This is a genomic window from Pigmentiphaga litoralis (genome assembly GCF_048632615.1).
Lineage (GTDB): Bacteria > Pseudomonadota > Gammaproteobacteria > Burkholderiales > Burkholderiaceae_B > Pigmentiphaga > Pigmentiphaga litoralis_B.
In genome coordinates this window covers 106,448-132,079 of record NZ_CP184480.1, presented here as the reverse complement: position 1 = coordinate 132,079, position 25,632 = coordinate 106,448, and the positions used below count along the sequence as shown (strand labels likewise).

General features: G+C 57.9%; 16 protein-coding genes and 2 pseudogenes. 10 read left to right on the top strand and 8 right to left on the bottom strand.

From position 1 onward, the window contains the following. Positions 1-36: 36 nt before the first annotated feature. Positions 37-1,683: an MCR-12 family phosphoethanolamine--lipid A transferase gene (gene mcr-12 / locus ACNANG_RS26325; protein ID WP_407792291.1), complete on the bottom strand. Its 1,647-nt coding sequence runs from the start codon at positions 1,681-1,683 to the stop codon at positions 37-39. Positions 1,684-1,920: 237 nt separating this feature from the next. Here mcr-12 and ACNANG_RS26320 point away from each other — a divergent pair, with 237 nt between their 5' ends. Then, positions 1,921-2,181, top strand: coding sequence for a hypothetical protein (locus ACNANG_RS26320; RefSeq protein WP_420227699.1), 261 nt, complete (start codon positions 1,921-1,923; stop codon positions 2,179-2,181). On the opposite strand, the gene ACNANG_RS26315 is transcribed toward ACNANG_RS26320, so the two are convergent. From ACNANG_RS26315 to czcI, 4 genes are all read right to left on the bottom strand, one after another. Then, positions 2,168-5,311 (bottom strand): efflux RND transporter permease subunit, encoded by a 3,144-nt coding sequence (locus ACNANG_RS26315; protein ID WP_407792290.1) that lies wholly within the window; start codon positions 5,309-5,311, stop codon positions 2,168-2,170. The genes ACNANG_RS26320 and ACNANG_RS26315 overlap by 14 nt on opposite strands. Positions 5,312-5,323: 12 nt before the next feature. Continuing rightward, entirely contained in the window at positions 5,324-6,577 is a 1,254-nt protein-coding gene (locus tag ACNANG_RS26310) for an efflux RND transporter periplasmic adaptor subunit (protein WP_407792289.1), read from the bottom strand. Between the two features lie 12 nt (positions 6,578-6,589). Beyond that, on the bottom strand, positions 6,590-7,849 hold the full coding sequence (locus tag ACNANG_RS26305; protein ID WP_407792288.1) for a TolC family protein: 1,260 nt from the start codon (positions 7,847-7,849) through the stop codon (positions 6,590-6,592). Positions 7,850-7,921: 72 nt separating this feature from the next. After that, a complete protein-coding gene (czcI, locus tag ACNANG_RS26300; RefSeq protein WP_407792287.1) occupies positions 7,922-8,269 on the bottom strand; it encodes a cation efflux protein, CzcI family in 348 nt (115 codons plus the stop codon). Positions 8,270-9,094: 825 nt separating this feature from the next. On the opposite strand from czcI, the gene ACNANG_RS26295 reads away from it, so the two are divergent. The 4 genes from ACNANG_RS26295 to ACNANG_RS26280 are packed head-to-tail and all read left to right on the top strand — an operon-like array spanning position 9,095 to position 15,470. Then, positions 9,095-10,393, top strand: coding sequence for a TolC family protein (locus ACNANG_RS26295; RefSeq protein WP_407792286.1), 1,299 nt, complete (start codon positions 9,095-9,097; stop codon positions 10,391-10,393). Between the two features lie 10 nt (positions 10,394-10,403). Continuing rightward, positions 10,404-11,918, top strand: coding sequence for an efflux RND transporter periplasmic adaptor subunit (locus ACNANG_RS26290; protein WP_407792285.1), 1,515 nt, complete (start codon positions 10,404-10,406; stop codon positions 11,916-11,918). Then, the gene (locus ACNANG_RS26285; RefSeq protein WP_407792284.1) at positions 11,915-15,115 is read left to right on the top strand and encodes an efflux RND transporter permease subunit; all 3,201 of its coding nucleotides are present in this window, start codon (positions 11,915-11,917) and stop codon (positions 15,113-15,115) included. The genes ACNANG_RS26290 and ACNANG_RS26285 overlap by 4 nt, the downstream gene beginning before the upstream one ends. Before the next feature lies 1 nt (position 15,116). After that, positions 15,117-15,470: a copper-binding protein gene (locus ACNANG_RS26280; RefSeq protein ID WP_407792283.1), complete on the top strand. Its 354-nt coding sequence runs from the start codon at positions 15,117-15,119 to the stop codon at positions 15,468-15,470. 12 nt (positions 15,471-15,482) lie between these two features. Here ACNANG_RS26280 and arsB read toward each other — a convergent pair. Continuing rightward, a pseudogene (arsB, locus tag ACNANG_RS26275) lies at positions 15,483-16,392 on the bottom strand (arsenical efflux pump membrane protein ArsB); the annotation flags it as partial. Between arsB and ACNANG_RS26270 the strand changes: the two are divergent. Both ACNANG_RS26270 and ACNANG_RS26265 read left to right on the top strand, forming a co-directional pair. Then, positions 16,374-16,558: pseudogene (locus ACNANG_RS26270) on the top strand (arsenical resistance protein ArsH); the annotation flags it as partial. The pseudogenes arsB and ACNANG_RS26270 sit on opposite strands and share 19 nt — an antisense overlap. Positions 16,559-16,951: 393 nt before the next feature. Then, a complete protein-coding gene (locus tag ACNANG_RS26265) occupies positions 16,952-17,632 on the top strand; it encodes a DUF305 domain-containing protein (RefSeq protein WP_407792282.1) in 681 nt (226 codons plus the stop codon). 335 nt (positions 17,633-17,967) lie between these two features. Here the strand turns inward: ACNANG_RS26265 and ACNANG_RS26260 are convergent, their stop codons facing one another. Both ACNANG_RS26260 and ACNANG_RS26255 read right to left on the bottom strand, forming a co-directional pair. Further along, positions 17,968-18,483, bottom strand: coding sequence for a DUF305 domain-containing protein (locus ACNANG_RS26260; RefSeq protein WP_407792417.1), 516 nt, complete (start codon positions 18,481-18,483; stop codon positions 17,968-17,970). Positions 18,484-18,708: 225 nt separating this feature from the next. Next, entirely contained in the window at positions 18,709-21,135 is a 2,427-nt protein-coding gene (locus ACNANG_RS26255) for a heavy metal translocating P-type ATPase (RefSeq protein ID WP_407792281.1), read from the bottom strand. Between the two features lie 318 nt (positions 21,136-21,453). Between ACNANG_RS26255 and ACNANG_RS26250 the strand changes: the two genes are divergently transcribed. The 3 genes from ACNANG_RS26250 to ACNANG_RS26240 all read left to right on the top strand — a co-directional run bounded on the left by ACNANG_RS26250 (position 21,454) and on the right by ACNANG_RS26240 (position 25,623). Then, the gene (locus tag ACNANG_RS26250; protein WP_407792280.1) at positions 21,454-22,128 is read left to right on the top strand and encodes a heavy metal response regulator transcription factor; all 675 of its coding nucleotides are present in this window, start codon (positions 21,454-21,456) and stop codon (positions 22,126-22,128) included. Next, positions 22,125-23,495 (top strand): heavy metal sensor histidine kinase, encoded by a 1,371-nt coding sequence (locus ACNANG_RS26245; RefSeq protein ID WP_407792279.1) that lies wholly within the window; start codon positions 22,125-22,127, stop codon positions 23,493-23,495. The genes ACNANG_RS26250 and ACNANG_RS26245 overlap by 4 nt, the downstream gene beginning before the upstream one ends. A gap of 118 nt (positions 23,496-23,613) precedes the next feature. After that, on the top strand, positions 23,614-25,623 hold the full coding sequence (locus ACNANG_RS26240; protein WP_407792278.1) for a copper resistance system multicopper oxidase: 2,010 nt from the start codon (positions 23,614-23,616) through the stop codon (positions 25,621-25,623). The last annotated feature ends 9 nt before the right edge of the window (positions 25,624-25,632 follow it).

Sequence of the window (25,632 nt, the reverse complement as noted above, 5' to 3'; positions counted from 1 at the left end):
TTTGGTGAGTGAGATCTGCAGAGTTTCGGGTCTGGTCTAACGCCCTGTGCCGCGGCACCCTGCTACCACGTCCTGACTGGCATCGTATCGCTTGTTCGACACGCCGACCGCACCCAACACGGTGTGATAGACATTGTCGTGGCTGAGTGAGCGCCCTTGCATTTGCCGAAGGCACGCCGTGTCGATGGAAAACCTGCGTTGATACCCGGGTGTCATCCACATCAGCATCGGCACATGCGTCTGATTGAGCGGCGCAATCATGTAGGGCGCGCCGTGCAGATAGACGCCTTTCTCGCCAAGTGACTCTCCGTGATCCGACACGTACAAAACCAGCGAGTCGTATCGGTCGGACAGCTTTTTCAACTTGTCGATCAGCTCGCCCAGAACGTAGTCGGTGTAGAGAATCGTGTTGTCGTAAGCATTGTGGATCTCATCAAGCGAGCACGAAGACAGGTTGGTCGACTCGCAACTGGGGGTGAAGACCTCGAACCGTTTGGGGTATCGCCGCCAGTAGGCAGGGCCATGACTGCCAATCTGGTGAAGCACTTTCAATTGATCCCCTGACGTCGATGCAATAGACGATTCGAGTCCTGTCAAAAGGATTTCATCAAAACAGTAATCTTGAGTGCACAGATCCTTGGACACGTCGCTGCTCATATTCACCGTTGGCACGCGGCCGCAGATCCCCTTGCATCCCGAATTGTTGTTGCGCCATTCGACCGAGACACCCGCGGCAGCCACCGAATCCAGCAGATTGGTGCGGCCTTGCGCCACCGTGACATCGAAGTTGTCTCGCCCAAGTCCGGAGAACATGCAAGGTAACGAAATGGCGGTGGCGGTGCCGCAACTTGCTACCCGTTCGAAACGGTAAAGATCGTCAAGGGCCGACAGTCGCGGGTTGGTTGAGCGGCCGTGACCGTAAAGCTGAAAGTCCGAGGCCCGTGCCGTCTCACCCACGACGAGTACGACCAGCAGCGGGCGGATGCCCATGGAACCTGGCGCTCGTGTTTCATCGCCATCCATGTCGACGACGACTGTCGGCGCGCTCCGCCATTCCGTACGCAGGAATGTGGCAGAGGCGTACAGGACACTTGCAGGATTGATCATTGCACGGAGCGGTCTGTGCTCCCGGATGAACGATGCCAGGTGCCCGGTGAACGGCAGCAATGCAACGAGCAACACCGCACCACTCAACACGCCGAACACAGCACGACGAGCCAGCTCGCGCTTCCAGGGACTGGGGTGCAAAGGCACCTTGAATGCCGCCCATGCCGGCAGCACGCCCAGTAGTACGACGTAAGCGACGAGTTTCACATTGAGCAGGCTTGACGCCTCCGTCACGTCAGTCTGCATGACGTTGCGGATCATGTCCTTGTCGATGATGATGCCAAGGGTGTCGGTGAAATACGCGCAGATCGATGCCGTCAGAAACAACGCCGCCGCAAGACATCGCATTGCTCGGCGGCCAGGCGCCAGGAGCAGGACCGCAGTATGAAACCACGCAAGAAATACGAACAGGAGCACGACGAACAGACCATCGCGTGCCGATGTGATGGGCATGGCTTCCACGAACCGTGTCCAGAACGCCTGGTTGTACACCGCGGCGAGCAACATGCCACACACGGTGGCATAGCCGATCCGCGACTGCAGAAAACGCGTTGGTGCCGAAAACGGGGTTGGCATGATGTTGCCGTCCTTCGAAGTTCGAGGATTCGAGCGCGTGCGTGCCCCCCGCCTGGAATCCTGCGATTCAAGTAATCGGGCACAACGACGCAACATAAGCGGGGCGGGCGGATCGTTCTTGACAGCGCCGCGCCCGGGTTTGAAATGGCTAACGCATCAATCGGCTAGCGCATCAATGCATGTGAAGCGCGCCTGCGAGGGTCAGGCGGGCGATCGCGGTAAGCGCCCCGGAAATTCATGCGTTCCTCCTTGCCTGCGCTCAATAGCGGCATGCTGATGAGGTTGACGACCAGTTCGACGATCGCAACCAACCAGCATGTCAGAACTAGCTGCGGCGGCGGAGAGGAGCGCCAGACCGTGTGTCAGGACCTCCCCGCCTACTTCCGCGAACATGAAAAAGCCGGTCAGATAAAGCGCCATCACAAGCGCTTTTTGACTGCCTCCCGCCCCGTGATAATGCAGTTTTTCCGTGCCGGGCCTATTTCTATACTGTCTTGACATCGGTATCCGCTTCGCGCCGGTGTAACCACCGGTACAGCACGGGCAGCAGCAAAAGTGTGAGCGCGGTCGACGAAATGATGCCTCCGATGACGACCGTCGCCAGAGGACGTTGGACTTCTGCTCCCGTTCCGGTGGCCAGCGCCATTGGAACGAAGCCCAATGAGGCGACCAGAGCCGTCATCAACACAGGGCGCAAACGAGTCAATGCGCCCACATGCACCGCCTCGTCCAGATTCCTGCCTTCTTGCTTTAACCCATTGATGAACGACACCATCACCAATCCGTTAAGCACTGCAACACCCGACAGAGCGATGAATCCTACGGCCGCAGTGATTGACAGAGGAATATCACGCAGCCAGAGCGCCAGAATGCCACCCGTCAGCGCAAAGGGAATCCCAGTAAACACCATCAGCCCATCCTTGACGTTTCCGAACATCGCAAACAAAAGGACGAATACCAGCAGGAGTGCGATCGGAACCACCAACTTCAGTCTGGCAGTGGCCGACTCGAGCTGCTCGAACGTGCCTCCGAAAGTGGTCCAATACCCGGCCGGAACTTTCACCGACGAAGCGATTTTCGCTTCGGCCTCACCGACGAACGATCCCAGATCCCTGCCCCTGACGTTCGCACTGACCACAACGCGGCGCTTGCCATCTTCCCGACTGATCTGGTTTGGTCCAGGCGCGAGGTCGAAGTTTGCAAGTTCAGCCAGCGGTATGAACGATGTACGGGCATCGGCAGTCTTGGGCAAGGCGATCGGTATGCGCTTGAGAGCTTCGACGTCGGAACGAACGTCGTCCGGAAGTCGAACGAGAACGTCGAAACGGCGATCACCCTCGAAGAAGATCCCGGCCTCCCTGCCTCCGACGGCAGTGGCGATCGTTTCCTGAACATCGGCCATGCTGACGCCGTAGCGTGCGGCCTTTTGCCGGTCGACACCGATCGTCAACATCGGAAGCCCCGTGGTCTGCTCGGCTTTTACCGATTGGGACCCGGAAATGCCGCTCAACACGGCGACCATCTGCGCAGCCGTCTTGTTCAAGACGTCCATATCGTCACCAAAAATCTTGATGGCTACATCGCTACGAACGCCAGATATGAGTTCGTTGAATCGCATCTGGATCGGCTGGGTGAATTCGAAGTTGTTTCCCGGTATTTTGGCAAACACTTCGCCGAGGGATGCCACGATTTCGTCATGGGTTCGACGGGGCTCCGGCCACTCGTCTTTCGGCTTCAGAATGATGAAGGTATCGCCAATGTTGGGTGGCATCGGATCGCTCGCAACTTCCGCCGTGCCGATCTTAGAAAAGACCCTCAACACCTCTGGCACTTTCAACGCACTGTTTTCCAGTTCGATCTGCATGTTGACCGACTGCGTCAGACTGGTGCCGGGAATACGCAGCGCCTGGACTGCAACGTCCCCCTCGTTCAAATTCGGGATGAATTCCGTGCCGAGGCGGGTTGCCAAGGCGACCGACATCGCAACCGCGACCACACCGATCGTCAGCGTGACAGGCGTGTTGGCCAGTGCCAGGTCCAGGAGCGGTTCATACCGCGCCTTGGCCCAAGCCATCAGTCGATTCTCTTTTTCGGCCACTTTATTGTTGAGCAGCAATGCGACTGCTGCGGGAACGAAAGTGACAGACAGGATCATCGCACCGAGCAAAGCGATGACGACAGTCATTGCCATCGGGTGGAACATCTTCCCCTCGACCCCACTCAACGCGAAGATCGGCAGGTACACGACGATGATGATCAACTGGCCGAAGATGAGAGGGCGGCGAGCTTCCTTGGACGCTTGAAACACTTCCTCGAAACGCTCCGCGCGCGTCAGCAAGCGGCCCTTGAGCGCCTGCGCATGAGCCAGACGCCGCACGCAATTTTCCACAATCACCACGGCACCATCCACGATGATCCCGAAGTCCAGCGCACCCAGACTCATCAGATTGGCGGAGACCTTGTAGGACACCATTCCCGAGAACGTGAACAACATCGACAGTGGAATCACCAATGCGGTAATCAGCGCCGCACGGATGTTTCCCAAAAACAGGAAAAGTACGACGATGACCAGAACGGCGCCTTCGAGCAGATTCTTCTTTACCGTCGCGATGGCCTTGTCAACGAGATTCGTGCGGTCGTACACCGTCACTGTCTTCACGCCGGGCGGCAGCGTCTTGTTGATTGACGCCAGGCGCGCGTCCACGGCTTGGGATACGGCGCGACTGTTTTCGCCGATGAGCATGAACACCGTACCCAGCACGACTTCCCTACCATTTTCCGTGGCAGCGCCTGTACGCAGTTCACGGCCGATGTCGACGGTTGCCAGATCGCGAACGCGGATAGGCTGCCCTTGCACGCTGTTGACGATCACATCCAGGACATCCTGGATCGAGCGCACCTGACCGGGCGCCCGAACCAGATACTGCTCCCCGCCTCTTTCGATATAACCCGCCCCGACGTTGACGTTGTTACGTTCGAGTGCCAGTACTACGTCGGCAAGCGTCAATCCGTATGATGCAAGTCGCTCGAGGTTTGGCGATACGACGTACTCTTTCGAGAAGCCGCCAATCGTATTGATTTCCGTAACACCGGGAACGGTGCGCAACTGAGGCTTGACGACCCAATCCTGAATCACACGCAGGTCCGTCGGAGTATAGGGCTGCCCATCCGGCTTCTTCGCGCCTTCGTCTGCCTCTACGGTCCACATGTAGATTTCGCCGAGACCGGTCGAAATCGGCCCCAGCGTTGGCGAAACTCCGGGCGGAATGGATTCACGCGCTTCCTGTAGACGCTGGTTGACCAGTTGCCGGGCGAAATAGATGTCGACGTTCTCCTTGAAAATAATGGTTACTTGCGACAGTCCATAACGCGAAATGGATCGGGTCTGTTGAATACCAGGCAGACCCGCCATGGCGGTTTCGATCGGGTACGTGATCCGTTGCTCGGCCTCCAGAGGAGAATAGCCGGGCGCCGCGGTATTGACCTGAACCTGTACGTTGGTAATGTCCGGAACGGCGTCGATCGGAAGACGCGAATAATTGTAAATGCCGTATAGCGCCATTCCGAAGACGGCGAGCATGACGAGCCATCGCTGATCGATGGCAAAACGAATGAGGCGTTCAAACATGGATGTTATGCCTCAATGACCGTGCTCGGCCGAGCCTTTACCGAGCTCCGCCTTCAACGTGAACGTGTTGGTTACCGCATACTCAGTACCGGCAGTCGCACCATCTAGAATTTCGGTATTGACACCATCGGTACGGCCCAGAGTCACAGGTACTGCCTTGAACCCCTCCGCCACTTTCACGAAAATCGAGGGTTTATCTTCAACCGACTGAATAGCGTCGCTGGGTACCGCGAGAGGCACATTCTGCTGTGCCTGGCGCACCTGCACCGTGATGAACAAACCGGGTCGCCAGGCCATGCCAGGATTCGAAAGCGTCACCCTCGCCCGTGCCGTGCGAGTCTGTTCGCCCAGAAGCGATCCGACGTAAGACACAACGCCCGAGCTCGACTCCTTGAGCGCGCTTGACGATATGGTCACCTTTTCGCCAACTCGCACAGCTGACAAGTCCTGAGGTGACACGATGAACTCTGCCCACACCGTCGTCAGGTCGGACATCGTGAACACATTGGTTGTGTCCCCCACGGCTTCGCCAAGGGCAATATGTTTTTCGGTGATGAGTCCGTCGAATGGTGCCTTCAGTTCAAACCGGTTGAGAGACGACGAAGCCGGACTCGCGCCGATCGCGTTCAACTTCTGATTCGCGTTCTGAACCGCGATCTGGGCTTCCTGTTGAGCGGCACGCGCCTGTAGGTAATCCTGTTCCGCCGAGATCTTCTGTTCCCACAATGTCTTTTCCCGAGCGAGCGTGGTATTGGCGAATTCAAGCCGACGCTGAGCCGCATTGAATTCGCTGCGTTGGTCAGACAGCACCGTGCTGGCGATGATCGCCAGCGTTTGACCTTTGCGGACCTGCTGGCCTATCTCGGCGCGAACGCTTTCTACGACACCCCCCAGCCTGGCGACGACGTGCGCCGTCTTGTCTTCATTGAATCGAATTTCACCTGGGAACGACCTTGACTGCTCGATGACAGCGCTTCCCATCATGCCCGACCGGATATTGGACGCTTTGACTTGCGCATCCGTGAGCTTTACCAGCCCCTCGTCCGCGTGATCTTCTTCCTTGTCTTCGGCACCCTTGCCTTCGACGTTGTTACTCTCGGCGGCGGCTTCTCGCTTGCCTTCACTCTCGGAGTGGTCGGCATGCTCATCCTCCGCATTTTCCGAGGAACCGAGCCCTTGACCGGTAAACAGGACGCCGGCAATGCCGATCACGCCAGCGATGATGATCGCTGCCATGACACCTTTTTGCTTTGTGGAAATAGACATGATGATTCCTGGTCAGCGACCGAGTATGCGATCCAGCGCGATGGCTGCTTGATAGGATTCCGCGAGCGTCGCGATGTAGCGAATGCGTGCGAGGAACAGGGTGCGCTGAGCATCCAGGACGTCGATAAAGCCGAACTTTCCTGCTTCGAATCCCAGCGTGGCGGCTCGATAAGCTTCCTGAGCACTCGGAACAATTTGCGCCTGGAGGGTGGCCGCGCCGGTCCTGGAAGATTCCAGTTGATTAGAAGCGGTTTCGAGGTCACTGACCAGGCGGATGTACGTCGCCGCGTAGATATCCTCCGCCTGGTCGGCGCGCACCAGCGCCTCGTACAGATTGCCCTGATTCCGATCAAATAGAGGCAGGGGAATCGAGACACCGACCAACGTCTGGGTAAGGCCCAGCTCATTGTTGCGCTGCGAGCCCACCGTCAGGCGCACGTCGGGATAGCGCCGGGCGCGTTCCAGACCCACCACCGCACGTCTGCGTTCGATTTCCGCGCGACCCAATACCAGCTCCGGCGACTCATCTAGGCGCTGAGCAAGTTCCAGCGCAGGAGGCCGTGACGGCAGGGCATCGAGATCGCCGATGACTTCGGTGAAGTTCGGCTGAGCGTTCCCCCACAACGACGAGAGCTGCTGGCGCGCGGTGCGCAGCCGGAAACCGGCTTGCTGGACTTCGAGATCGGCATTGGCGCGTTCGACGCTTGCTCGGGTCTCTTCGAGAGGCGATACCTTGCCTGCCGCAACGCGACGCGAGGCCACGTCGAATCCGCGAGCGGCGACGTCGGCCGATGCGACGGCCAGCTTCGATTGTTCCTGCGCGATCAACACGTTGAAAAAGGCCGCCACGGTCTGCGCCCGCAGATCGGCCCGCACCGCGGAAAGATCTGCAATCGCGACGCCTCTGGCACGCTCGGCGGCTGTCACCCGCGCGGCACGCTTCCCACCGAGTTCGATGGGGATGCTGATCGTCCCCGCAGTCGTGCGAGTGTCACGCCGCGTGTCTTGCAAGTCGATGCCAAGTTCAGGATTGGGTCTGACACCTGCCTGGATGACGCCGCCCTGCATGGCATCCACTTCCTTGACGGCTGCCGCCAGTCCGCGGCTGCGAGCGGCAGTCAAGGCCAGCGCGGCCTGAAGGTTCAGCGGTCCGGAGCGCTCGTCGGCGGGCGCCGACGTGTCAGTTGAAGGTTGGTAAGTGAACGGCTGCGCGTTTACCGGCGTGCTGTAAACCAGCACGGCCATGATCGGCAGTAACAGAAGTCTTCGCATCGAAATACACCAAGGGTTGATCCAGGGATTTCGACGAGACGCGTAGGTTGGGGGTTAGAAGTCGTCTCGCCGTTACACGAGACGCGTCCATTGCGGACGTTCTGGGACTGACGAAGGCGCGATAGCAGGCTGTGGTTCGGGAGGCGACCAGTGCAATGTGGTCCCCGCCATGGACGCGGGGAAATGCTGAATTTGCTGCAGCACCGCTTGCCCGGCGACGGTGTGACACACCGAACAATCGTGGTGGACTTTGACCTTCAGCTCCGTGCTGTCGCCATCGGATTTGTGAATGTGGAGATGGTGTCCGAAGTGCTTCGTGGAAACCGACTCTGCCTCGTGCTCGCAATAGGTAGCCGCACTCGCCCAAACAAGTTGGAAAGGCAGGATTGCCAGGAGCAGGATGACAAAAAAACGCCGCATGAAGAAACAGTGAGAACAACGACTATCGGATCGGGCCGGCCTTGCAGAGGCAGCTCAGGTCGAGAACACCCGGGAAATGGCGTCCTCATGCCACGCATCATACCCTCCGGGCATGACGTAATGCGAACGGCCAGATTACATTTCTGTCATCTGGACCGTCCGCCCTGTCCTCAAGGTACGAATCTTCACCGTTTTTTTAGCCGCTAAAATAAAATGGTGTGTTGCATTGCGCAGTTATTGCCAAGTTAGCCTAGTTCGAGCCATCGCCTGCGCTCGATTGATGCTAAAAGCCTATACAGCGCCCGTAATTTTATTGTTACGTCCGCTCCGACCCGGCGTTACCTGTAATTCCTTATGCGACTTTTTCGGGCTTTGCTTGTCCTTCTGCTGTGTATGGCGCTTCCCATGTCTGGGCTGGCGGCCACCGGCTTGGCCGGCCCCTGCCCTATGCAGAAGAGCATGCTCGAAGAACATGAGATTGCTCAGATGGAAGGCGTGGCCGACTGCGACACGATGGAGTCGTCGCGGGCTTCGGATCACACTGACTCTCCGACCTGCAAGACCTCCGTGCACTGCCAATTAGGCAGCCTGTACCATCCAGCACCCCACGCCGACGTAGCACGTCCGGCCGAGCGCCTTACTCCGGTGGCGTGCTTCTACGTGCACCCGCTTATCGTTAGCGATCCGAATGGACTCTGGCGACCTCCCCGCACGCTCTGACCCGTTTATTCGATAGGTTCACTGCATAGGCACGTCGCCTTGTAGTGAGTTCGTCCTGCGCGCAGGACGGGAACGCCCGTTGGGTTCCGTTGTTGGGGTTGGAACATGTTCACCTTCGTTATCAACGCACTGCCACGTCGGCAGATGCGGCTGCACGCGCAAATGCTTAGCGCGGCAATTAGTTTTTCATGCGTTTGGGCCCAGGCACACGCCGAGCCCCTTACTCTCGACGCCGCTCTCCAGGCAGCGTCGCAGCGCTCTGCGGCGGTCCAGGCTGCGCAGATCTCGATACGTGCCAGTTCAGAAAGTGCAGTGAGCGAGGGCCAGTTACCTGATCCGATGCTCAAGGCAGGAATCGATAACCTGCCCACCGGTGGATCGCAAGGGTTCACCATTGGCCAGGATTTCATGACCATGCGCCGCGTGGGCATTGAACAGGAATGGGTTTCAGCCGAAAAGCGCCAGTTGCGGTCAGCTCTTGCCAAGGAGATGGTCGGCCAGGCTCGATCTGCCTATCTTGCGCAAGTGGCAGACATCCGGCAACAGACTGCCCTGGCGTGGCTCGATGCCGCTTACGCAAAAAAGGCGCTCGTCATGCGAAGCGCGCTGGTAGATCACATGAGCCAGGAACTGAAGGCCACGCAGGCGTCCTACAGGGGTGCCAAGGCTTCGGCCGCGGACGTCGTGCAAGCGCAGGCCATGTTTGCGCAAACCCAGGATTTGGATCTTCAGGCACAACAGTCGTATGAAACGGCGTTGATTGGCCTTTCCCGTTGGACTGGACAGACGGTCGTGGACGTGACCGGCGAGCCTCCTCCGCCAGAGTCGTCCGTGCCGACGCTGTCCGCGGACGAACTGCGCCGAGTTCAGCCGACCCTTGCCATCGCAGCCGAGGATGTTGCCGTGGCCACCGCTGATGCAGCGGTGGCGACTAGCGAACGCTATCCGAATTGGACGTGGGAAGTGTCCTACCAGCAGCGCGGAGGAGCCTATTCAGACATGGTCTCCGTTGGCGTCAGGATTCCGATACCCATCAACCGGGAAAAGCGCCAAGACCGAACGATCGCCGCAAAACTCATGCTTACCGAAAGGGCCCGCCTGATGTACGAGGAGGCGCAAAGGTCGGTTCAAGCGGATATCCGGACTCAGGTGGCACTGCTTGATAGCGGCCGGCGCCGCTCAGATGAACTCAAACGATCCCTTTTGCCCACGACGGAGCAGCGCGTCCAGTTGTCTATCTCAGCGTACCGTGCCGGCACTGGGACCTTGGCCGATACGTTTGCCGCCCGGCGTGCCCAACTGGAGGCACAACTGCAAGTGCTCGATCTCAACCGTGCCGTATCGCAGACCTGGGCGCGGCTCCAATACCAAGTCGTATCGCCAGCGTTGGCGCTTGCCCAGTGAAGGAAACGACATGAACAAAAAAACTCTGATGCGCGCGGCGCTGTCCCTGTGCATCGCCACACTACTTCTAGGCGCTGGCTACCTGGCAGGTTCTCAACGCGCCGAGGTAGCCGGGCCGGCTCGAACGGTCAATGCCCATGGCGACAAGATAGACCCAAAGACGGGCCGCAAAGTCCTCTACTGGCACGATCCGATGGTGCCCACCCAGCATTTTGACAAGCCAGGTAAGTCGCCTTTCATGGACATGCAGCTCGAACCCGTTTTCGCGGACGAAGGCGGCGGAGCGCCCGGCATCACAATCGATCCTGCTGTGCAACATAACTTGGGCGTTCGTTACGCCAAGGTGCGGCGGCAGGATGTCCAGCAGGCCTTCGATGCCGTCGGCACCACCCAGTACGACGAATCGCGCACGAACCTGGTGGAGACTCGTGTCGCCGGCTACATCGAGCACCTGTACGCCAGCGCGCCCATGCAACGGATCAACAAAGGGGCGCCAATCGTGTCGCTATTTGTACCTGACTGGATTGCCCCGCAGGAAGAGTATCTGGCGCTGCGCCGCTCTGGCACCGATGACGGCATGTTGGAGGCGGCTCGGGCGCGCATGCGTGCGATCTCCATTCCTGACCGCGTCGTTGCTGACCTCGAGCGGACAGGCAAGGCGCAAACCCACATTACCCTGTTCTCGCCGGAGACTGGCGTGGTTAGCGAACTGAAGGTCCGGAATGGCGCGATGGTCATCCCTGGCCAGACCTTGGTCAAGGTCGCCGGCCTCTCGAAAATCTGGTTGATTATCGAAGTGCCGGAAGCCCTGGCGCTACAGGTACAGACTGGTATGAGCGCGGATGCGACCTTCTCTGGTGATGCGACGCATCACTTCCAAGGAAGAATCCGGGAGATTCTGCCGACAATCAACGCCAGCAGCCGCACCCTGCAGGCACGGCTGGAGATCGACAACGCCGCAGGCAAACTGACTCCAGGGATGTTGATGCGCGTGCGCGTCAGTGGGCAGCAGAGCAGCTCACGGCTCACCGTGCCCTCCGAGGCGATCATCACCACGGGCAAACGCTCTATTGTCATCGTCAAACGCGACGATGACAGGCTGCAACCCGCCGAGGTCACGCTGGGCGGCGACGTCGGCGACGAAACCGAGGTGCTCAGTGGACTCAACGATGGCGATACGGTAGTTGCCTCCGGGCAATTTCTTATCGATTCCGAAGCCAGCCTCAAGTCGATCCTGCCGCGCCTGGCCAGCAATGCCAGCACATCGACCGCCGAGCCGAAGTCTGCTGCTGCCGACACCTACGAAACGACAGGCAAGGTCGAACAAGTCACTGCCGACGACATGACATTTTCGCACCAGCCTGTTCCAGCACTTGGCTGGGGCAACATGACGATGGCTTTCAGCAAGCCGTCTACCGCAGCATTTCCTGGCATCCAAGTCGGTGACTCGGTCCGCTTTGTCTTCAAACGAACCGAAGCGGGCTATGAGCTTACCGACGTCACCCCAGCCAGAGGTGACAAATGATTGCCGGTCTCATTCGCTGGTCAATCCGCAACCGTCTCCTCGTCCTCCTGGCAACGCTATTGCTTGCTGTCTGGGGCGTCCATTCGGTCAGACAGACCCCGCTCGATGCACTTCCTGACCTATCCGACACCCAGGTCATCATCAAGGCGTCCTATCCGGGCAAGGCCCCGCAAGTAGTCGAAGACCAGGTGACGTATCCACTCACCACCACACTGCTTGGCGTACCTGGTGCGAAGACCGTCCGCGCATATTCCTCGTTCGGAGATGCGTTTGTCTACGTACTGTTCGACGACAAGACCGACCTGTATTGGGCCCGCTCGAGGGTGCTCGAATACCTCAACCAGGTCCAGAGCCGACTTCCCCGCGGAGCCACCGTGTCGCTAGGGCCAGATGCCACCGGTGTAGGCTGGGTGTACGAATATGCTTTGGTAGACCGCACCGGCCAGCAGGACTTGGGCCAATTACGTGCATTTAACGACTGGTTTTTAAAATTCGAGCTGAAAACAGTCCCGGATGTCTCGGAAGTTGCCAGCGTCGGCGGGATGGTGCGCCAATACCAGGTCGTGCTCGATCCGGACAAGCTTCGCGCCTATAGCCTATCCCAGTCGATGATAGCGAACGCGCTCGACAAGGCGAACCAAGAAGCAGGCGGCTCGGTAGTCGAGATGGGCGAAGCCGAATACATGGTCCGGTCATCCGGGTATTTACGTTCGCTGGACGATTTTCGCAACGTGGTTCTGCGCAGTAATGACGCGGGTACACCCGTGCTGCTCGGAGATGTGGCACGCATTCAGATCGGCCCAGAAATGCGTCGTGGGATCGCTGAGCTCAACGGCGAAGGGGAAGTAGCTGGTGGCATCATTGTCATGCGCTCCGGCAAGAATGCGCTGACCACCATCGAGGCGGTCAAGGCGAAGCTTGCAGACCTGCAACGCTCCTTGCCAACGGGCGTCGAAGTCGTGACAACGTACGATCGGTCTCAGCTGATTCAACGTGCCGTGAGCAACTTGACGGGCAGGCTCATCGAGGAATTCATCATCGTAGGTTTGGTCTGCGCGGTGTTCCTGTTTCATCTTCGCAGCGCCCTGGTTGCCGTCATTTCGCTGCCCCTGGGCGTCCTGGCGGCGTTCATCGTGATGCGCTACCAAGGGGTGAATGCCAACTTGATGTCCCTGGGAGGGATCGCGATCGCCATCGGGGCAATGGTCGATGCTGCGATAGTGATGATCGAGAATGCGCACAAGCATCTTGAGGCTTATGGACACGCACATCCCGACCAGCCGCTGACGACAGAGAGGCGATGGGATCTCATCGCGGAGTCCGCAGCGGAAGTCGGGCCAGCGCTGTTTTTTTCTTTGCTGATCATCACGCTTTCGTTCATCCCGGTGTTTTCGCTCCAAGGCCAGGAGGGAAAGCTCTTCTCACCCTTGGCCTTCACCAAGACTTACACGATCGCGGCAGCGGCTGGCCTATCAGTGACGCTGGTACCCGTTTTGATGGGCTACCTGATCCGCGGTCGAATTCCGCAAGAAAACGCCAACCCACTCAACCGCGCCATGGTGCGGATGTATCGCCCGCTGCTGGAAGCCACCTTGCGCCGCCCCTGGATCGTTTTAGGATGCGCTCTGATCGCGCTGGCCATCACTGTGATTCCCCTCTCGCGTCTGGGCGGAGAATTTCTGCCGCCTTTGGATGAGGGCGACCTTCTGTACATGCCAACCGCTTTGCCCGGTATATCGGCGGCGAAGGCATCCGAGCTTTTGCAGCAGACCGATCGGCTCATCAAGACCGTGCCCGAAGTTGCCACCGTATTCGGAAAGTCCGGGCGCGCGGACACCGCCACTGACTCAGCCCCGCTGGAGATGTTCGAGACAACCATCCAATTCAGGCCGCGCGACCAATGGCGACCGGGGATGACTCCGTCCAAGCTGGTCGCTGAACTGGACAGGACGGTCAAGGTGCCGGGGTTGTCGAATGTATGGGTGCCGCCTATCCGGAATCGGCTCGACATGCTTTCTACGGGGATCAAAACGCCGGTGGGCGTCAAAATCTCGGGCCCCGACTTGAGCCAGATCGAGCGTATCGCTGCCCAGGTCGAAGTGGCTGTAAGGGAAGTGCCTGGGGTGACCTCCGCTTTGGCCGAGCGGCTCACTGGCGGCCGCTACGTTGAAATAGACATCGACCGCCGCGCCGCTGCACGCTATGGCTTGGCGGTAACCGACATACAGGCCGTGGTTGCCTCGGCTGTCGGTGGTGAGAATGTCGGCGAAGTCATAGCAGGGCGGGAACGATTTCCCATCAACATCCGCTATCCGCGCGAGGTCAGGGACTCCCTGGAAAACCTGCGGCGGCTGCCTATCGTGACAGATCGCGGCGCCCAGATCCGGTTGAGCGATGTGGCCGCAGTGACGATAACCGACGGACCGCCGATGATCCGCAGCGAGAACGCCCGCCTCTCAGGCTACGTGTATGTCGACATCCGAGACGTCGACCTCGCCTCGGCTGTGCAGAGCATGCGGCGCGCGGTGGTACAGAAGGTGGTGCTGCCACCAGGCTACTCCATCAATTGGTCGGGCCAGTTCGAATATCTGGAACGCGCCGCGGCGACGCTACGCACCGTCGTTCCCGTAACCCTGGCCGTCATCTTCGTGCTGCTTTTTTTGACTTTCGGATCCGTTGCCGATGCGTTGCTGCTGATGCTGACCGTGCCCTTCGCCCTTGTAGGCGGCTTCTGGCTCGTCTGGATGCTAGGCCACGCAGTGTCTGTGGCCACAGCAGTCGGGTTCATTGCCCTTGCGGGGGTCGCTGCCGAGTTCGGTGTGGTGATGCTGCTCTATTTGAAAGAGGCGATGAACCGGCGAATGCGCGCCGGAGAACCCTGGACCGAAGCCACACTCGTCGAGGCGATTCGTGAAGGCGCCGTACTGCGGGTACGGCCGAAAGCCATGACGGTGGCTGTCGTGCTCGCAGGCCTCATACCCATCATGGTGGGAAGCGGAGCCGGGTCCGAAGTCATGCAACGCATTGCCGCGCCTATGGTCGGCGGCATGATCACAGCCCCTCTTCTATCGATGTTTGTCATACCGGCCGTCTGGCTGCTTCTGCAGCGGCGACGTATCCGTCGAGCTGGATGTGAATCGAACTTATCAGCAGTCCCTTCCGGTAGACACCTACCCTCTAAAATTACGGAGAATTGAAATGAAGACTTTGATCCTGACCACCCTGCTTGTTACGACAGTCTCCATGCCCGCGTTTGCCGCGGGAGGTATGGACGGCATGGCGATGCCAGCACCCTCTTCTGCGAAAGCCGCACCGTCTGATTCTGGGTTGACCAATGCTGTGGTGAAGCGGGTCGATGCGAGCACCGGCATGGTGACTTTGCAGCACGAAGCACTCAAAAACGTCAACATGCCGCCCATGACGATGGCCTTCAAGGTGAAGGATGCAGCCATGGCACGCCAAGTGCACGTGGGTGACAAGGTGAGGGTCCGCATAGAAAGCATGGAAGGAATGATGACCATCGTGCGGATGGAAAAGTCCGGTACCCCATAAGTGTCGCCGCTGCTAGTGGGCCAGGCGTGCGGCTAGGGCAGCCAGCGTGACGAGCAGCACAGGAACGGGTCAGCATCACCCCAACCTTAAAGTAATACGCACAACTGATGCGGATCTGTTTGCTCGCCAATACGTGCAGCCAAAGCAGTGTCGCCAAGCTGCCGATTGGCGTGATCTTTGGTCCAAGATCGCTGCCGATTACATTGGCGTACACCATCGCTTCTTTGATGACACCGCTGGCGTGACTGGCATCGATGGACAACGCGCCGATCAGGACAGTGGGCATGTTGTTCATGATCGATGACAGCACCGCGGCGATGACGCCGGTGCCGAGGGTTGCGGTCCATAGGCCCTGGCCGGCCAGCCAGGAGAGCGCCTGTGCCAGCAGATCGGTCAGGCCCGCATTGCGCAGGCCGTAGACGACCAGGTACATGCCTAGCGAGAAGATCACGATCTGCCAGGGGGCACCGCGCAGGACCTTCTTGGTGTCGATCACGTGCCCACGCGCCGCAACGGCAACAAGGATCGCCGCGCCTACCGCAGCTACAGCGCTGACCGGAACACCCAATGGCTCCAGGCCGAAGAAGCCGACCAACAGCAGTCCCAGCACGCCCCAGCCGGCGCGAAAGGTCGCACGGTCGCGAATGGCCTTGAAAGGGGCCGCCAGTTGTGGAGCGTCGTACCGGGCCGGGATCGACGACCGGAAGTAAAGAAACAACACAACCAACGTCGCCAGAACCGAGACGACGTCAACTGGCGCCATGACCGATGCATACCGGTTAAACCCGATACCGAAAAAATCGGCCGAAACGATGTTCACTAGGTTGGAGACGACCAGCGGCAGACTGGCCGTGTCGGCAATGAAGCCCGCCGCTATCACGAAGGCCAGCGTGGCTGCGGCCGAGAAGCCGAGAGCCGACAGATTACGACCGCGTCGTCGACGTCATGGAAGAGCTGGTCAAGTTCACGTTGCTGATTCGCGACCAGAGTGAAATTACCTCATTGACCGCTACAGCGAACGTAAAGGGACTGCAGCGCAAGCCGCACGGTTAGTCGAAGAGGTGATGCATACGCCTTCGGCAAGCTGACAACGAACGGTTGTACCCGTGTAGCGGACCGTCGCCGACTGCTCTTTCCCAGCATCAGCAAAACGCCGGCTCAGGGCGCACCGTTTTTTACTCAGCACTGTTCGCGCGCGATCGTGAATTTTCTATGGTCGAGAAAATTGCAACTCGATCAACTCAAGCAGAAGAATGTGAGATGCATTTTGCAAATACCTGCTCTTCGTCGCGATCCTTCTCTTCGTGCCGATCGCTCGTGACCCCTGACAATAGGCGAAGCGGCCGAAGGTCATCTTACGCGGAGTCATGAGAACTGACGTCGGCTGGTTAGCAGGGATTTACAGGCGAGGTTCTTGCTGACGTTTTACCGCGCAGTGCACTTTGCAACGACCTTTCCCGCATTGCTTAAAAAGGAGATCCATGATGCTAACAACCAAATTTAGCTCTGCTCGACTCACACTTATTGCCGTATCCGTCGCGGCGATGTTAGGTGCTTCCTTGGCGCACGCTGAAAATCCTGGCCGTGGGGCAACGGCTGAGTTCGAGAAGAATTACCTGACTTTCATCATAGATCATCACTATTCGGCGCTACGGATGACCGAGCTCGCCTCTGGGACCGACGTGAAGCGCGACGCCGCTTTGCACAATCTTGAGGAAGGCACTTCACCAACGCCGAAAACCTCAGCAACGCCTGCGAAAGCCCACTCTGACAAGATCAAGTCAATGGCTCGACAGGCAAATCGCATGCAAAGAGAAGAGATCCTAACCGCTCAACGTATGTTGCTCGAGTTCTACGCTGTTACTCATGCGCCGGAATTACCAAAAGAAGCTCAGTCACTGATCCAGATTCTTGAGCAAGCGCCGCCGGGTTCTCGTTTCGATCGCACATTCCTCAAAACCTTTAGCGACCATCACTACGCGGCGCTTCAACCTAGTCAAGACTGTCGAGTGAAAAGTGACATATCCCACGACTCACTGATCCACTACTGCGAGGGCATCGTTGAGAACCAGACCCGGGACATAAACGAAATGCGCAAGGATCTTTGCAGCGATTTCTCCGATTGCGACTTTCAACCAGGCGCAGCTCGGCGTCAACATTGACAGCTCATGCTACACGTCCTCTTCATCACCGTGGGCACGCCGTCGGCCGTTTCTGATTCCCAAAATCTTAGAGATGACTGGAGGGTCGGCATAAGTGCTTAAGGGTGGGGATGTAATCTGGGCGACGTGCATGATTAGATCGGCAGCGGCCATGAGAGTTACTCAAAGGCTTTCATTTGAACCCCGCCAGTAGCCGGATGGGATGTTGAGGGGCGGATTATGCTGACGATAGTAGGGATCATTGATGCGAAGGCAGTTCCGAGCGCTTGCGCGTCACTCCGCTGACAATGGTCGTACTTATTAAGGCGAGGTCAACTACGATCGTTTATTTCACCTCATTCCGGCAGCGGCGCAGGGGCATTACGTTGTCGATAGCTCATCAAATCTTGGGTGTCGCTCGGTGGTGGAGTATTTTCTAGCTCAGCAATGAGCGCCTGCATTTCCTCTATCTCTTTCACTTGTGCCCTGATAATCCCGTCCGCTAAATGCCTGACACGCTGGTCTTTTATATGTGCCCGCTCGCTCGTTAAAATTGCAATGGAGTGGTGGGGAATCATGGCTTTCATATATGAAACGTCATCGACCGTCTGCTGACTCCGGACAAGCCAAAGAGCCCCTGCAAATACGACAATACTGCCGCTGACAATAAGCCAATTCATTCGTCGATTTTTGTACATTCCCCACATAAAAATGATCATTACGAAGGCCATCGCGGCCCCCATTACAAACGCCATCCACATACGAGTCTGACTGTACTCTAGGTGTCCAACCTCATAGACATTCAAGAACATCATTCCATACATCAACGCGGTAGATACAGCGATCATTGCCGCAAACCTGTCATAGCCCATCTTCATCGGCGTGGCTTGGTCGCGTTGCATGACTCTCTCCTAATAGATACATAAAGAACATTGAAAAATCCCGCCACGCGCGGCGGGTTATCACAAGTCGGTGATGGCTAAAGCAAATCGGCCCCGTGAGGAATGCCAAGCCGTTTGTAGTAAAGCGCGAAACCCAAGTTTTGCTCCATGTTGCCCACCGCCGCATCGAAAAGCACAAGGGACGCTTTCCTGCTCTTAGGTCGCTCCCGTACTAAGCTTCTCGCCAGACAGCAAACGCTGGTTGCGCAAACGCAATGCATTGCCAACCACTGATGCCGAGCTAAGGCTCATTGCGAGCGCAGCGATCATGGGCGAGAGCAGCCAACCCGTAAACGGGTAGAGCACTCCGGCTGCAAGTGGAACACCAAGTCCGTTATAGAAAAGCGCAAACCACAGGTTCTGCTTCATATTACTCACCGTCGCGTTCGAAAGATTGCGAGCGATCGCAATGCCACGAAGATCTCCCTTCACCAAGGTGATCTGAGCACTATTCATCGCGACATCCGTACCTGTTCCCATGGCTATCCCAACGTTGGCCTGAGCCAGGGCAGGCGCATCGTTGATACCATCTCCTGCCATCGCCACGATCTGCCCTTCGTCCTGCAGCTTTTCGACGAGAGCGAGCTTATCGGATGGCTTGACCTCCCCATGTACCTCTTCAATTCCAAGCTTTGTGGCTACAGCACGTGCAGTGGTTTCTCCGTCTCCAGTGGCCATCACGATTCGCATGCCTGTGCCTCGCAAGTCAGTTAACGCCTCCCTCGTGCTGGCCTTGATGGGATCCGAGACAGCAAGAAGGCCGGACAAACGACCATCCACTGCCAAATACATCACGCTTGCCCCTTCACCTCTTAGTCGCTCTGCTTCGACGGATAAAGGCTCGACTGAGATACCAAGCTGGTTCATCAACACCGTGTTACCCAGGGCCAGCAGATGGCCAGCAACTACGCCCCGCACGCCGATTCCCGAAGCAGAATCAAAATCTTGCGCGGGCTCTAATGAAAGTTGTAGGCGATTCGCTTCTCGGACGATTGCGCTCGCCAAAGGATGCTCACTTCCTTGGTCCAAACTTGCGGCCATGCGCAACACGTCATGTTCTGTGAAATCGTCACTCGGGATGGCGCGCTCGAACGCAGGACGGCCCTCAGTCAATGTTCCTGTTTTGTCGACAATCAACGTAGTGACCTTCCTAAGATTCTCGATTGCAGCTGCGTCCCGAAATAGCACGCCCTGACTCGCACCACGTCCGGTCGCGACCATGATCGACATGGGAGTAGCAAGCCCCAGGGCGCAAGGGCACGCAATGATCAACACCGACACCGCGTTAATAAGCCCGAACACCCAGCTCGGCTCCGGACCAAAAAGGCCCCATGCAAAGAAAGTTAGAAGCGCAATGACGACGACCCCGATCACAAACCAACCTGCGACCCCGTCAGCAAGACGTTGCATCGGGGCCTTTGAGCGTTGGGCCTGCGCGACCATCTGCACTATCTGCGAAAGCATCGTCTCGGCGCCGACACGTTCGCAGCGCATGATCAACGCTCCTGTTGTATTGAGCGTAGCTCCAATGAGCTTGTCGCCCTGCCGCTTAGCGGCAGGCATGGGCTCCCCCGTCAACATCGATTCATCCACCGAGCTCTGACCTTCGAGTACGACACCGTCTACAGGTACCTTCTCGCCGGGCCGAACGCGTAAGCGGTCGCCAACGTGCACATGCGTGATCGGAATATCCTCTTCATTCCCGTCGTCTTTCAATCTACGCGCGGTCTTGGGGGACAGTCCAAGCAACGACTTGATAGCCGCAGAGGTGTGCGATCGTGCTCGCAGCTCAAGCATCTGGCCTAGCAGCGTCAGGGAGATGATTACCGCTGCCGCCTCAAAATAAACGCCGACGCGTCCCATCGAAAAAAAAGATTGGGGAAAAACGCCTGGAGCAATGGTCGCGACAACGCTATACGCAAACGCCGCTCCGGTACCCAGACCAATGAGCGTCCACATGTTTGGGCTGCGATTGATTACTGATTGCCATCCCCTTTGAAAGAATGGCAGGCCGGCCCACCCCACGACCGGCAGTGTCAGCAGCAACTCCACCCATGTCTGTGTTCCGATGTCCATGAGGCCAAATTGATGACCGACCATGGCCAGGAACAAAACTGCCACCGTAAACGGGAGCGTCCACCAAAATCGGCGCTGGAAATCTAACAGCTCGGGGTTTTCGTCATCCTCAAGCGGTAGCACCGGTTCCAGTCCCATACCGCATTTTGGGCATGTTCCAGGGTGGTCCTGCCGTATCTCGGGGTGCATGGGGCAGGTGTAGATCACGTCCATTGCGGCCGGGGCGAGTACCGGCTCTGGTCCCGACCCATGCAACTTTTCCGCAGGATCACGCCCTGGCGCCAAAGGTAAATGGGACTTTGTATATCGATCTGGGTCAGCCAAGAATTTGCTCTCGCAGCGTTCACTGCAAAAGAAATATTCCTGGTTATCGGCGGTCGCGTGATGCGGTGATGTTCGATCCGTTGCCATCCCACATACGGGATCTTTCAGCGGTACTCCACGCACATCATCATCATCATGTGCAGGTCGAACCGTCGGCTGTGACGATGTGTTCGGTGCGTTCATACAGACCTCCAGGAAGGCGCTCGACACCGCGGGTTGGTCGTAAGCTCCAACTGCGCCAGTGCCAATGGACGCAAGGTTAAACGTCCCTAGTCGATAAGCCACCCGAGGAATTGTGAGAAATTTTGATCCTGAGTCGTGCTGCCGACGATGTGCCAAACCTTGCCACATGGGAAGGTTTGGCACGGACGAGACCAGCGCCGACGTGGTTAAACTTGCGTCCGATGGCATCAGTCGTTCCGGGTACAGACAGCGCGCCGTTGAACCTTCAAACGAGCTGTAAATACGGCCGATCGAAAGCACACTCAGGGAGGATGCATCATGCGAATTTTGGTAGTCGAGGACGAACATAAGCTTGCCGACTACCTGAAGAAAGGCCTCAGCGAGCAGGGTTACGTGGTTGATATCTGTCGTGACGGCCAAGACGGGATGCATGCGGCGACTGAAGGGAACTATGACCTGGTCGTGCTGGACGTCATGCTGCCAGGCATGGACGGCTTTGCAGTGCTCAATGCGTTACGCAAGTCGAAAGACACGCCAGTGCTGATGCTGACGGCACGCGACAAGGTCGAAGACCGAGTGCGTGGACTCGAAGGAGGCGCGGACGACTATTTGGTCAAGCCGTTCGCGTTCTCGGAGCTGCTTGCCCGCATCCATGCTCTTCTTCGCCGAGGCCGCGTGCATGAGTTGACTACGCTGACACTTGCCGATCTGGAGCTTGACCTTACTCGGCGCAAAGCGCACCGAGCCGGCACGCGACTAGATCTCACCGCCAAAGAATTTACGTTGTTGGCTTTGATGCTTCGACGCCAGGGGCAGGCGCTGTCGCGGACGATGATTGCCGAGCAGGTCTGGGATATGAACTTCGATAGCGATACCAACGTCATCGATGTCGCAGTGCGACGGTTGCGCGCGAAGATCGATGAGCCATTCGAGCAAAAGCTGCTGCATACCGTCCGCGGAATGGGCTATGTCTTAGAGGTAAGAGAGCAATGAACCGCTGGCGCATTGCGTCTATCGAAGTACGCCTCACGGTGCTGCTGGGGCTCATCGCGCTGGTGGTGTCGACCATTGCTGGATGCACTTTGTTTTGGGCGCTCAAGCGTGAGGTGCAGAGCCAGGAGATGACCGAGGTCGCGGGCAAGCTCGAATTGATCCAACACCTGGCGAGCATGCATACGGAAGCTGATCTCTTGCACGATGATTTGATTGGCAAGCTGAACGACATCCTTGTGGGACACGAGAACCTCAAAGTGTGGGTCTTGAGCGAGCAGGGCAAATCGCTTTACGGCGGAGATACACCGCGAATCGTGTCGCGCGGATCAGGCACCGAGATCTTCCTACGTACCCGCGATGGTGTGGACATGCGCGGCAAGCAAGAGCCCCTACAGGGAGTCTTATCTCCCAGGGCGACTCTTATCGTGGCCGCTGATACGAGGCCAAGCGCGCAGTTTCTCTATCAGTTCGTCACTATCCTGCTTTTCATCTGTGTGGTGTGGATTGGCGTAACAGCGGCTTTAGCGGCGTGGGCGGTACGGCGATCCTTGGCCCCGCTTCGTCGACTCTCTGCGCAGGCGGCGCAAGTGCAACCGGACAACCTTGCAGTGCGTCTTCCGGAGGTCGGCATTGACCGCGAACTCAAGGAATTTACGCGCACTTTCAACAGCATGCTGGGTCGCGTCCAAGCGGCCTACCAGCAGATGGAAGGCTTTAATGCTGATGTGGCGCACGAATTACGCACACCGTTGGCGACGCTTATCAGTGGCACGGAGATCGTCTTGTCATCGGCCCACTCCATGCAGGAGCTTCGCGACCTCCTCGAATCCAATCTGGAGGAATTAGACGGACTGAGGACGCTGATCAATGAAATGCTTTTTCTTGCCCGCGCCGATGGCGGAGAACTCGCGCGTGACCTTCAGGAGGTCAGCGTGGCACAGGAGATCGCGAAGGTGCACGAGTTCTACGAAGCATCTTTGGAAGAGGCAGGCGTTTTGTTGCGCTCCAACGATGATTCCCGTGTGGCCGCCAATCCCCGGCTGTTGCGACGTGCGATCGCAAATCTGATCTCGAATGCCATCAAGGCAACTCCCCCGGGTAGTGTGATCGAGATTGCTTGCACAGAGCAACTTGGGGAGACGGAGATTTGGGTGAGCAATCCTGGCTCCGGCATCGCGCCAGAAGCGCTACCACGCATTTTCGATCGGTTTTACCGGACCGATGATGCCCGAAGTGGCCGTGCGGAAGGCCATGGCCTCGGCCTCGCTATTGTTCGGGCGATCGCGCGCATGCATGGGGGACGAGCCTTTGCGTCGTCGAACGGACAGCGGACGGTAGTTGGCTTTAGCGTACGCCGCGCGCGCTAGATTACAAAAACGTAATCTTCCCGACAGGTTGCCGTGTGCCGCAGCTAGCTACAGTCTTCTTAACAGACCACGCTGGCTGACAGGCCCCGCGCGGTCACTCTAAGGTGGACTACGACGTATGCAAATGAAAAACTCGCGGCGGACCTTCGTGACCGCACTTGCCGCTACTGGCGTCATGGGTGGATTAGGACTGTGGCGCTCCCCGGTGTGGGCTGTCTCTGCGCCGGACTTGCCGCACGTACTGACGGGGACCGAGTTCGACCTTCAGATCGAGGAAGCGCCCATCAACATTACCGGCGCCTCTCGCACAGCCATGACAATCAATGGCGGCGTTCCGGGTCCGCTGCTGCGATGGCGTGAAGGTGACACGGTTACGCTGCGTGTCCGGAACAAGTTGCGCGACACAACATCGATTCATTGGCACGGCCTGATTCTTCCCGCGAACATGGACGGCGTTCCCGGCTTGAGCTTCCACGGGATCGCTCCTGATGGGATGTATGTCTACAAGTTCAAGGTCAACCAGAACGGTACGTATTGGTATCACAGCCACTCGGGATTTCAGGAGCAATCGGGCGTCTATGGCCCGCTCGTGATCGATGCGAAGGATCCTGAGCCGTTCACGTATGACCGCGACTACGTCGTCATGCTCTCCGACTGGACCGACGAAGACCCTGTAGCGCTGATACGCAAGCTCAAGAAGCAATCTGACTACTACAACTTCAATAAACGTACTGTCGGCGACTTCTTCAGCGACGTCCGCAGCAAGGGCTGGGCTGCCACCTTTGCTGATCGCAAGATGTGGGCGCAGATGAAGATGAACCCCACCGATCTTGCTGACGTCAGCGGGTACACCTACACGTATTTGCTGAACGGTAGAGCCCCCGATGGGGGATGGACCGGCATCTTTAGGCCCGGCGAGCGCGTGCGCCTTCGCTTCATCAACGGCTCGGCGATGAGCTACTTCGACATTCGGATTCCAGGCTTGAAGATGACGGTTGTCGCTTCCGACGGTCAGTACGTTAAGCCAGTGAGTGTGGATGAATTCCGCATCGCCGTTGCGGAGACTTATGACGTCATCGTCGAACCGCAAAGCGAGGAAGCCTATACGATTTTTGCCCAATCTATGGATCGGACAGGCTACGCCCGCGGAACGCTTGCCGTTCGCGAAGGCCTGACTGCACCGGTGCCCGCATTGGATCCTCGGCCCATAGTGACCATGGATGACATGGGCATGGGCGGAATGGACCACGGGAGCATGGGTGCTGCATCGGAAGATTCAATGCAGGGCATGACCGGGATGCAAGGCATGGACCACAGCAAGATGGAAAGCATGGACCAAAGCCAGATGCAGGGCATGACCGGCATGAAGGGTATGGACCACAGCAAGATGGAAGGCATGGACCACAGCCAGATGCAGGGCATGGCCGGCATGCAGGGTATGGACCACAGCAAGATGGAAGGCATGGACCACAGCCAGATGCAGGGCATGACCGGCATGCAGGGTATGGACCACAGCAAGATGGAAGGCATGGACCACAGCCAGATGCAGGGCATGACCGGCATGCAAGGCATGGACCACAGCAAAATGGAAGGCATGGCGGGGATGCAAACACATCCTGAATCCGAGAAAAACAACCCGCTGGTGGATATGCAGACGATGACACCGACGCCAAAGCTCAATGATCCCGGCATCGGCCTGCGGAACAATGGGCGCCGGGTTCTTACGTACGCTGACTTGCGGAGCACCTTCGAAGATCCGGATGGCCGCGAGCCGAGTCGCACTATTGAGCTTCATTTGACCGGTCATATGGAAAAATTCGCCTGGTCGTTTGACGGAGTCAAGTTTTCCGATTCGAAGCCGGTAGTGCTCAAGTACGGTGAGCGAGTTCGCATTGTTCTCGTGAATGACTCAATGATGACCCATCCGATTCACCTGCACGGGATGTGGAGCGACCTTGAGGACGAACAAGGCAACTTTTTGGTTCGCAAACACACGATCGACATGCCTCCGGGTTCAAAGCGGAGCTATCGGGTGACTGCCGATGCCTTGGGGCGCTGGGCTTACCACTGCCACCTTCTCTACCACATGGAGATGGGGATGTTCCGTGAAGTCCGTGTGGAGGAATGAGGTGATGAA

Coding starts and splice junctions, on each gene's coding strand:
- mcr-12 (WP_407792291.1), bottom strand. CDS start 1,683: ATGCCAACCCCGTTTTCGGCACCAACGCGTTTTCTGCAGTCGCGGATC.
- ACNANG_RS26320 (WP_420227699.1), top strand. CDS start 1,921: ATGCGTTCCTCCTTGCCTGCGCTCAATAGCGGCATGCTGATGAGGTTG.
- ACNANG_RS26315 (WP_407792290.1), bottom strand. CDS start 5,311: ATGTTTGAACGCCTCATTCGTTTTGCCATCGATCAGCGATGGCTCGTC.
- ACNANG_RS26310 (WP_407792289.1), bottom strand. CDS start 6,577: ATGTCTATTTCCACAAAGCAAAAAGGTGTCATGGCAGCGATCATCATC.
- ACNANG_RS26305 (WP_407792288.1), bottom strand. CDS start 7,849: ATGCGAAGACTTCTGTTACTGCCGATCATGGCCGTGCTGGTTTACAGC.
- czcI (WP_407792287.1), bottom strand. CDS start 8,269: ATGCGGCGTTTTTTTGTCATCCTGCTCCTGGCAATCCTGCCTTTCCAA.
- ACNANG_RS26295 (WP_407792286.1), top strand. CDS start 9,095: ATGTTCACCTTCGTTATCAACGCACTGCCACGTCGGCAGATGCGGCTG.
- ACNANG_RS26290 (WP_407792285.1), top strand. CDS start 10,404: ATGAACAAAAAAACTCTGATGCGCGCGGCGCTGTCCCTGTGCATCGCC.
- ACNANG_RS26285 (WP_407792284.1), top strand. CDS start 11,915: ATGATTGCCGGTCTCATTCGCTGGTCAATCCGCAACCGTCTCCTCGTC.
- ACNANG_RS26280 (WP_407792283.1), top strand. CDS start 15,117: ATGAAGACTTTGATCCTGACCACCCTGCTTGTTACGACAGTCTCCATG.
- ACNANG_RS26265 (WP_407792282.1), top strand. CDS start 16,952: ATGATGCTAACAACCAAATTTAGCTCTGCTCGACTCACACTTATTGCC.
- ACNANG_RS26260 (WP_407792417.1), bottom strand. CDS start 18,483: ATGGGCTATGACAGGTTTGCGGCAATGATCGCTGTATCTACCGCGTTG.
- ACNANG_RS26255 (WP_407792281.1), bottom strand. CDS start 21,135: ATGAACGCACCGAACACATCGTCACAGCCGACGGTTCGACCTGCACAT.
- ACNANG_RS26250 (WP_407792280.1), top strand. CDS start 21,454: ATGCGAATTTTGGTAGTCGAGGACGAACATAAGCTTGCCGACTACCTG.
- ACNANG_RS26245 (WP_407792279.1), top strand. CDS start 22,125: ATGAACCGCTGGCGCATTGCGTCTATCGAAGTACGCCTCACGGTGCTG.
- ACNANG_RS26240 (WP_407792278.1), top strand. CDS start 23,614: ATGCAAATGAAAAACTCGCGGCGGACCTTCGTGACCGCACTTGCCGCT.